The 9,556-nt window shown below is 41.5% G+C and carries 10 protein-coding genes; 9 read left to right on the plus strand and 1 reads right to left on the minus strand.

Annotated features, from left to right (window positions below; all coding sequences use genetic code 11):
* The 7 genes from HP456_RS15475 to HP456_RS15500 form a co-directional block, all read left to right on the plus strand.
* On the plus strand, positions 1-1,045 hold a 1,045-nt coding region (locus tag HP456_RS15475; protein ID WP_172252694.1), incomplete at its 5' end, for a cytosine permease.
* A gap of 83 nt (positions 1,046-1,128) precedes the next feature.
* Positions 1,129-1,332 (plus strand): hypothetical protein, encoded by a 204-nt coding sequence (locus HP456_RS24845; RefSeq protein WP_216663309.1) that lies wholly within the window; start codon positions 1,129-1,131, stop codon positions 1,330-1,332.
* 15 nt (positions 1,333-1,347) lie between these two features.
* Positions 1,348-1,548, plus strand: coding sequence for a hypothetical protein (locus HP456_RS15480; RefSeq protein ID WP_172252696.1), 201 nt, complete (start codon positions 1,348-1,350; stop codon positions 1,546-1,548).
* Positions 1,549-1,623: 75 nt separating this feature from the next.
* Positions 1,624-3,225: a PucR family transcriptional regulator gene (locus HP456_RS15485; RefSeq protein ID WP_172252698.1), complete on the plus strand. Its 1,602-nt coding sequence runs from the start codon at positions 1,624-1,626 to the stop codon at positions 3,223-3,225.
* Positions 3,226-3,371: 146 nt separating this feature from the next.
* Positions 3,372-4,838: a CoA-acylating methylmalonate-semialdehyde dehydrogenase gene (locus HP456_RS15490; RefSeq protein WP_172252700.1), complete on the plus strand. Its 1,467-nt coding sequence runs from the start codon at positions 3,372-3,374 to the stop codon at positions 4,836-4,838.
* Positions 4,839-4,885: 47 nt separating this feature from the next.
* Complete coding sequence (locus tag HP456_RS15495; protein WP_172252708.1) at positions 4,886-6,214, plus strand: aspartate aminotransferase family protein; 1,329 nt, start codon at positions 4,886-4,888, stop codon at positions 6,212-6,214.
* Between the two features lie 108 nt (positions 6,215-6,322).
* The gene (locus tag HP456_RS15500) at positions 6,323-6,694 is read left to right on the plus strand and encodes a VOC family protein (RefSeq protein ID WP_172252702.1); all 372 of its coding nucleotides are present in this window, start codon (positions 6,323-6,325) and stop codon (positions 6,692-6,694) included.
* A 435-nt stretch (positions 6,695-7,129) separates the two neighbouring features.
* Here HP456_RS15500 and HP456_RS15505 read toward each other — a convergent pair whose 3' ends face one another.
* Positions 7,130-8,056, minus strand: a complete 927-nt coding sequence (locus tag HP456_RS15505; RefSeq protein WP_172252704.1) for a VanW family protein — start codon at positions 8,054-8,056, stop codon at positions 7,130-7,132.
* A gap of 140 nt (positions 8,057-8,196) precedes the next feature.
* Between HP456_RS15505 and HP456_RS15510 the strand changes: the two genes are divergently transcribed.
* Together HP456_RS15510 and HP456_RS15515 are read left to right on the plus strand one after the other, a co-directional pair.
* Positions 8,197-9,057 (plus strand): hypothetical protein, encoded by an 861-nt coding sequence (locus tag HP456_RS15510; protein ID WP_172252706.1) that lies wholly within the window; start codon positions 8,197-8,199, stop codon positions 9,055-9,057.
* Between the two features lie 105 nt (positions 9,058-9,162).
* Positions 9,163-9,556 (plus strand): DedA family protein (locus HP456_RS15515; RefSeq protein WP_376766223.1); only part of this gene is annotated, 394 nt, incomplete at its 3' end.

The raw sequence follows: 9,556 nt of genomic DNA on the forward strand, positions 1-9,556 counted from the left end.
ATTTGCCCTTCTTCAATTAGTTAACACGGCCTTAGGGATAAAGGCGGTAGAGCGGTTTGCCGACCTTGCAGCTCCTGTGATTATCATCATATCAGTATGGATGTATTCTTCCCTGTCTGACTCGGCAGCAGCTCATGGTCGTGATATTTGGAGCTGGGTGGAAAGTCCTGTCACAGGGGGAGCCGCCGTTACTGCATTTCTGGTAGTCATATTCAGCAATATGGGATTTTGGGCTACGTTGGCAGCGGATATTCCGTCGATTTCACGTTTCATGAAGGCTCCCCGTCATGAGAAGAATTGGTTTAAACGAAATAAAAGTTCCTTGATCGGGAACCTGATTACATTGCCTCTAACACAGACATTCATGGTTTTAATCGGAGCGGTTTCATATATTGCCGTATTGAATTATGATCCCGTCATTGCCTTACAGGAAGCAGCAAGCGGTCTGATTCTGGGTATTTTACTGCTAATGATTGTCCTGGCTCAATGGTCCACGAATATTGCAGCCAATGTTGTACCTGCAGCTACTATCTTTTCTAATGTAGGAGGTCCAAAGTTTCCTTTCTGGGCAGGCGTTTTAACTGCTGGAGTGGTGGGAACAATCGTACAGCCTTGGAATCTGTTTGGTGTGATTATCCCTGTTCTGCTTTTTATAGGGGGTATTTTATCGGCAATTGTCGGGATACTAGTGGCAGATTATTACATGATAAGAAAACGAAGAGTGAATGTACCGGCTCTCTATGAAAATGAGGGCCAATTCAGGTATATGAACGGGATCAATCTTGCCGGCTTCATTTCATGGATTATCGGTGCTGTTGCTTCTTATTATGTACCGAACTTTTCATTCATTGTCGGATTCGGAGCCGGTGCCATTTGTTATTATTTCCTGGCAAAGTACTGGTGGTATAAGAAGTATGAACAGGCGGAATTGCTTGATCCCGATGACGATAAGTATCTGGGTATATCAGTTGGCCGTGATTGGGAAATAGATCTGAATGAAGAAACAGTGGAGGGAACCCAGACAGGTACAAGTCTCACAATATAGTCCAGAAGACTTCTATAGAATCCATGAAAGTGTTCTATAGAAGTCTGGCAATCTCGGATTAAAGAATGGAGTGGGTGAAACAGATGTCGGAATATCAAGAGTTTTTAACTGAAAGGGATAAAATTGATTTTCTCATTCAAAAGGGATTTAAGATTGAAAGAGTGACCGAAAATTTAAGCGGAGCATTTGTACTATTCAAACACTCAGAAAATAAACGCAGTGTAACACTCCATGTGCAAACGGCAAATGCAAGGAAGTATTTTTCCAATCTTTTGATTCATTCATAAGAGGAGGGGGGATAAATGAAGAACCTGCCTGAGCAGGGCAATGAAAATATAAACAAAATGAAGGAACTTCAATCTTATTCAACTATCCTGGATACACCGGATGATCTAGTCGAGTGGATGTTAACTTTCTTGTCTTCAACTGAAATTTCGGAAGAAGAATGGTTGATGACCTGCCATTCGGAGGTCCACATATTAATCCCCACAAAAGAAGAGTAAAGGGTTGGTTACGCCAATCCTTTTTATTTACCTATCTCTATACATTCAAACCTATCACGCCATAAGAAGGAGAGTATGATGAAGAATCTTTATTATCATTCGGTTGAATCAATTCTTTCCAGAAGATATTTTGAACATTCACGAGTAATAGCCGGTCAAAGCGGGCTTCATCGCCAGGTGAAATGGGTACATGTCGTTGAAGTTACTTCGATCAAAAATTTACTTAATGGCAATGAATTGATATTGACGACGGGATTGGCCCTAAAAGAAGAATCAGCGTTCCTTTGCCTGCTGAAGCAACTTATTGAAAGTGATGCAGCTGCATTGTGCATCGAACTTGACACAAATATTTCAAAGATCCCTGAACGTGTCTTGGAGCTGGCTGATCATCATGACTTTCCGGTCATTGTATTTGAAAAAGAGGTACCTTTCGTAAGTATTACTCAGGATATTCATTCTGTGCTCATAAATCAACAGTATGAAATGATCAAAAAGCTGGACGACTATGCCCAGTTGCTCAATAAGAAGCTGCTTAGTGTCAATCAATTGCAGGGAATACTGAATATCCTACATAAGGAACTGGAATTACCTATAATCTTCCAGGTGAAAGAACAGGAACCGGAAATCCATCCTCCTTTGAGGCGTTCGGAAGAAATGAAAATCCGAAAATGGTACCAGGAACATATCGGGGGAGGGAATGGGTATTTTACCACCGCGAAGGTTATCCTCTTTGACCGGGAATATGCAGAGCTTTCGATTTTCAGAAATGATCATCCTTTCAGTGAATATGAAATGTTAATACTGGACAGGACTTCCACGGCACTGGCCCAATTTATCATGAGAGAACTATATTTTGATGAAAAAAAGAGAATGGAAGAATCCAAGTGGATAATGTCCTGGCTGAAAGGAGAACAATCCAATGAGCGGCTGGATGCCTATTTGCGGGATTTGAAATTGGATTTCCATGGAGGAGTCGTTTGTATTTTTAGTGAAGAGAAAGAAAGTGAACCCCAGGATTTGACCTATTTCAACTTAGTGGCAAGAAGTATTTTTGAACAGCAGGGGTTTCATGGGCTTCCAGAGAAATGCGGCAGCGACCAGCTGTTCATTCTGCTTGATACCCGGGATCGGATCGATTGGAAAAAACGGTTAAAAGCGGCACTGGAGAAAATTCAACAGTCCCATTTCTTATCACATAAAAAAGATTCAGTCATCTCTGTAGGCAAGTATCAACAAGAGATGATGAACATTCACCTGAGCTTGAAAACTGCTCAGGAAAGCTTATTATTCCGTTCAAAAATAGTTGGGGATAACCACTTCTTTTTCTTTGATGATTTACATCTCTATCGTTTGATATCAATTGTAAATAACAATGTGAACCTGTCCGAGATGATAGAGGAATATTTACAGCCCCTCCTGCTATACGATGAGGAGAATGAAGGCAGCCTATTATTGACACTGAAGGTTTTCTTAAGCTGCCAGGGGTCAAAGCAGGAAACTGCCAAGAGATTGTTTATTGTCAGACAAACCCTTTACCATCGATTGAAAAAAATTGAAGAACTCCTTGGTGAAGATTTCATGAATTCCGATAAACGGCTGGCTATCGAATTTTTATTGTCAGCCCACGATTATCTCCATCCGTTAAAGTTCGTGAAAAAACAATCAGCAGTAAAATGATCGGCAAGAATGTCTAATGTACAACCATGGTTACTTTACATTTTGTCTAATGAAAGCCTTTGCGATATCTCTCATAATGAACTTATATACTCTTATCTACCTGGTAAAAGCTCTAAGCGAAATATTAGATTTTAAGGAGGATTTATATGACGGTCATTAAAAAAGACGTTGCAGTATTAAAAAACTTTATTGGTGGAAAGTGGGTTGACTCTCAAAGTTCACAGACAGTGGATGTGTTGAACCCTGCGACGAACGAAGAGCTTGCGAGAGTACCGATCTCGACCAAAGGAGATGTGGACCGGGCAGTAAAAGCAGCAACAGAAGCTTCGGTAACATGGAAAAAGACTCCTGTACCGAAGAGAGCAAGACTTCTATATAAGTATCACACACTGTTATCTGATAATCACGACGAATTGGCAAAACTCGTGGTTCAAGAGAATGGAAAGTCGTATAAAGAAGCATATGGGGAAGTTCAGCGTGGACTGGAATGTGTGGAATTTGCATGCGGAGCACCGACGCTGATGATGGGCGAGACGCTCAGCGGCATTGCAGAGGATATTGATTCAGAGATGTTCCGCTATCCTCTTGGGGTTGTCGCTGGGATCACGCCATTCAATTTCCCGATGATGGTGCCTTTATGGATGTTTCCACTTGCAGTGGCATGCGGGAATACTTTCGTCCTCAAGCCATCTGAAAGAACACCGATACTTGCCAACCGCCTTGCTGAGTTGTTTACGGAAGCCGGCTTTCCTCAAGGTGTATTGAATATCATACACGGTGCGCATGATGTAGTGAACGGATTGATCGAACATAAGGATATTGCAGCCATTTCATTTGTAGGCTCACAGCCTGTTGCGAAATACGTATATGAAAAATCAGCTCAGCAAGGAAAGCGTGTCCAGGCTCTTTCAGGTGCGAAAAATCATCATGTAGTGATGCCGGATGCTGATTTGGACAAAGCAGCGGAACACATCATCAGTTCGGCATTCGGCAGTGCTGGACAACGCTGCATGGCATGCAGTGCGGTCGTTGTAGTGGGGGAAAATGAACCGTTTGTCAATGCTCTCAAAAAGAAGGCGGATGACCTTTGTATTGGAAATGGGATGGACGATGAAGTACTGTTGACACCCGTCATCAGAAGTGAACATCGGGAGCGGACCCTTAAGTATATTGAAAAAGGTATGGAAGAAGGGGCAACACTGATTCGTGACGGAAGAAAAGAAATGGATGAAATGAAGGACGGAAATTTTCTGGGAGCCACTATCTTTGATCATGTGAAGCCTGACATGACGATTGCGAAAGAAGAGATGTTTGCACCTGTGTTGAGTCTCCTCAGAGCGGATGACCTTGATGAAGGGCTGGAGTATATCCGACAATCCCGCTTTGGAAATGGAGCGACCCTTTATACAAAGGATGCAAAAGCGGTAAGACAGTTCAGGGAAGAGGCTGATGCGGGTATGCTGGGGATTAACGTAGGTGTTCCAGCGACCATGGCATTCTTTCCTTTTTCAGGATGGAAGGACTCTTTCTATGGTGACATGCATGTAAACGGTAAAGACGGAGTAAATTTCTTTACTAGGAAGAAAATGATCACTTCACGATTTGATTTCTAAAAGGAGAAAACAAGGAGGGGAACCCATTGGAGAAGACAGGTCAAGACATGTGGCTTAAACAGGATGAACAATTCATCTGGCATTCCATGAAACCGTACAGTCCTACTGGAACGATGGTGGTAACAGAGTCCAAAGGTTCGTGGGTAACGGATAACGAGGGCAAGAAATATCTGGACGGTATGGCCGGATTATGGTGTGTAAACGTTGGTTATGGAAGACAAGAACTAGCCGAAGCAGCTTATGAGCAATTGAAAAAAATGGCTTACTTTCCTTTGACACAGAGTCATCAGCCAGCAATTCAACTAGCTGAAAAATTAAACGGGTTATTAGGCGAAGAGTATGTAATATTCTTCTCGAACAGTGGTTCGGAAGCGAACGAAACGGCATTTAAAATCGCTCGTCAATACCATCAGCAAAAAGGAGAGGGAGAGCGTTATAAGATTGTTTCCAGGTATCGTTCCTATCATGGAAATTCAATGGGAGCCTTGGCTGCTACAGGACAGGCGCAGCGAAAATATAAATACGAACCTCTGGCACCGGGGTTTGTCCATGTCGCACCACCGGACTCATACAGGGACGAAGCAGAAGGGAAATGCCCACACGATTTGCCAGGGGTTAAAGCGATAGACCAGGCAATGACATGGGAACTCAGTGAAACAATCGCTGCTCTCATTATGGAGCCAATTATTACAGGTGGGGGGATCCTGGTTCCACAAGAAGATTACATGAAAGCTGCAAAAGAAGTGTGTGAAAAACACGGGGCTCTAATGATAGTCGATGAAGTGATATGTGGTTTCGGGCGCACAGGGAAGCCATTCGGCTACATGAATTATGATGTGAAACCGGATATCATTACAATGGCGAAAGGGATTACTTCCGCTTATCTGCCGTTATCAGCCACCGCAGTTAAACGCGAGGTTTATGAAGCCTTTAAAGGTACTCAAGAATATGATTACTTCCGTCATATCAATACCTTCGGAGGTAATCCTGCAGCATGTGCGCTTGCCTTGAAAAATATAGAAATAATGGAGAACGAAGACCTCTTTGCAAGGTCTGCGGAGCTTGGCGAAACTACCTTGAATACTCTGAAAAATCAGCTGCAGAAACATAAACTTGTAGGTGATATCAGAGGTAAAGGACTTCTGATTGGTATTGAGCTGGTAAAGGATAAACATACGAAAGAACCGTTGGACGTGGATAGAGTGAATGGTGTAATATCTTATTGCAAACAACACGGGGTTATTATTGGAAAGAACGGGGCAACTGTCGCCGGATACAATAATGTACTGACTCTTTCACCTCCACTTACTATCGAAGTGGAAGATCTTGAATTATTAACAAATACTGTCATGGAAGGGATCAATTCTATCCAATAAATATGTAAAGGAAGCAGCTGCAAATTTTGCAGCTGTTTTTTTATAACTTTATAATTGAATAAGATGGTAAAATGAGTAGAACCTGCATCACTTTAAAGGAGAGAGAATATGGCTGTATCATTTAAAGGAATTGATCATGTACAACTGGCTGCACCTGAAGATTGCGAGACAGAAGCAAGAAAGTTTTACAGTGAAATAATCGGATTGAGTGAGATTCCAAAACCGGAAAATTTACAAGGGAGGGGAGGGTGCTGGTTTCAGTTTGGATCGCAAGAACTTCATATAGGTGTACAACCGGATTTTAAACCTGCAACAAAAGCTCATCCCGGATTACTTGTAGAAGGTTTGGATGATTTTCGGAATAACCTAATCGAGAAGGGAATTCAGGTTAAAGAAGATACTCCTATAAAAGGAAGGACCCGTTTTTTTGTTTCTGATCCGTTTGGAAATAGGATAGAGTTTTTGGAGTTTAATGGGTAATTGTCTGAAGCGGGATGAGGCAAAGACAAAACGAATAAACCACGACATAAAGAAGAACGAACAATTTCAGTGTATCTTAATACCGCTGTTGATTTCCATGCAAGACTTCGCTTTCCGCGGGCGGTTGGTGAGCCTCCTCAGTCGTACCTCCCTGCGAGCAGAAAAGCGGAAGCGGCTCGATCAGAGGCGACAAGCATAAGTCAGTGCAGCCATAAAGACGCTTTTTGGCTTTTGGGATGGCATGGCTTATGTCTCGAGCCTCTAGCCGCCGGAGCTTGCCTAACACGCTTCTCCCGCAGGAGTCTTCGTTTTGCACTCCAATCAACCGCTGGAAAGAGCTAAAATTTGAATAAAATAAAAACCAGAACTAATTTGCCAGTTAGAAGGCAAATTAGTTCTGGTTTTACTTAGACTAAACATTTTTGTTCAACCGTTTTAAAAAATGGACCTCTGTATCTCCTGTGACAAATTGTCAGATAGTGATGGTATATTTCTTTTTTTTACATTGATAAATTCAGACGAATGGATGGTTATGCTGATTTGCCCGCCGTATATTCTGGAACGAATCAGCAAGGGCTGATTATAGGAATTGCGAAACATAAAATCCGGCCCGTACCAGCTTACTGTAGCATCTCTTCCCTTGGGTACGTATGGTACCCGTTTACTGTGATGATATCGTTCAACGATTTCTACACCTGCAAGGTCGACGGCATTGTATAGTGTGGACGACACCTGGCAAATACCTCCGCCTATATCTTCCGAAAGCTCCCCTCTCACAATGACTGGAGCTTTTTTATATCCTTTTTCTTTCGTCCGTCTGCCCACAGTTTTATTAAATGAAAATAATTCACCTGGAAAAACGACTGTATTATTAATTTCTTTTGCAGCAAGGGAAATATTATGGGTTCGTTCACTATTATGACGATTAAAATAAGTGACATAATGACCGATTTGCTGGGTCCTTATCGTAGACAGAAGTTCACTGTCCACTCTGGGATGCAGGACCTGCAACGGAACATCAATTCTGATTGTGCCTTTTGAGAACAAAGCATCCATCAGCTGCCTGTTGAATTTTCTTTCATTTAGTTGATATCCGTTTTCATGTTCCTTAATGTTATTATCCTCATCCAAATAAGCATCACGCGGCGGAACCGATACTTTTTTATTTATGTCTTCCGTAACCTTAGCTGTCACGGCTGGATTAAGAAGTGGTTCATCTATTTCATGGTATGTCAGGTCGTTCTTTACATATGAAGAAAGGAGGCTTCCTTGGAAGTAAATTTGAATTTGACTGTCGTGTGTTTCATGAAGAACAGGAAATGAGAGAAGACTGATTAAAGTTAATTTTGTCACCAGCTGCATCGGATATCAACTCCTTCCTCAGTAGTATAACTAGGTTATATACATTCATGTAGGAAAATCGGAGGATCGTCATTTCCAATAATTACTGCTTATTCATTCCTCGTTCATTCAGAAACTATAGAAAAAAGGTTTGGTTCATTATGAGTTATGTAAGGGTGGTCTTTATATTCCTTCTTTTTCTGATTGTGATTGGAAAAGCAGATGCACAAATGATAAAAGAGAAAAGTGCCATGACTGGCCCGCGGACATCTTTTTCAATTGAGATTCTTCCGTGGGATGTTGTAAACGAAATGATTCCGAATAAATCTTATTTCACGATCATTGATGTAGAGACTGGTCACAGTTTCAAAGTGCAGCGAAGAGCAGGCAGTAAACATGCCGATGTACAGCCCCTAACCAAAAAAGACACAAAAATCATGAAAAACATTTATAGCGATAAGTGGAGTTGGGATAGAAGAGCTATCCTCGTTCAATACAGTGACCGATTAATTCCTGCTTCGATGAATGGGATGCCCCACGGTGCAGGAGCTCTTCAAAACGGATTTCCAGGGCACTTTTGTGTGCATTTTTATGGCAGCACCACGCATAAGACACCTACTCCGGATTTGGCGCATAAATTGATGATTTTAAAAGCAGGAGGAAAGCTTCATAGTTACTTTTATAATATGGATCCATACGAAAGCATCAACATTTTGGAAGTAGCGATCAATCAGCATGATAGAAAACTTCTTACTCTGATCCTTACAGAAAATGAGGAGGATATTTCCAAACAATTGATCCATGAAATCGATCACTTAGAGATCACTGAACTATCTTTGCTTCCATCAGAAGATGTACATGCCCTTTTTGGCCATAAAGTGAAAGCAAAACTGAAGTGGACTTCAAGTGAACAGGCACAATTTGTGACAAGAGGACACCTCATCATCCGTAAAATCAGTCCTGAAGGTCAGTGGGGAATTGATGGGAAAGCACTCATTGGATTAATAAAAAAGGATTCGTAAAATGGAACTATTTCATAAAATGTATATAAAAATTTATTATGTGGAGTTTCTTCTCATCCAAAGAGGGAAAAGGTCATTTAAATAAACCGTGAAGGGAAGGGACTCATGTTAGAGTTTATAATGAATGCCATAAGAGAACTAGGGATGTGGGGACTGTTTGCAGGGAATGCCATAGAAGCCTCCTCATTACCTTTTCCCGGGGTATTAGTCACATTGACCTATGGATACCTGCTTGATCCTTCATGGGGAAAGTTGATCAGTCTTGCTGTTATCAGCAGTCTGATTTATACCCTTTTCAGCTATATTCCGTATGCCATTGGATTTAAAATCAAGCATACGATAAAAGATAAGACAAGTACTAAAAACACAAAAAAGCTGGAAAAAGCACAGAGGTGGTTCAGGAAGTATGGTATATGGAGTATTGCCCTTTCCCGCCCGCTTGGAATAGGGAATTATATTTCATATGCTTCAGGACTAAGTAAAGTCAATAAGATTAAAT

It is taken from the genome of Bacillus haikouensis (assembly GCF_013179555.1).
In the GTDB taxonomy this organism is placed as follows: Bacteria; Bacillota; Bacilli; order Bacillales; family Bacillaceae_B; genus Rossellomorea; species Rossellomorea haikouensis_A.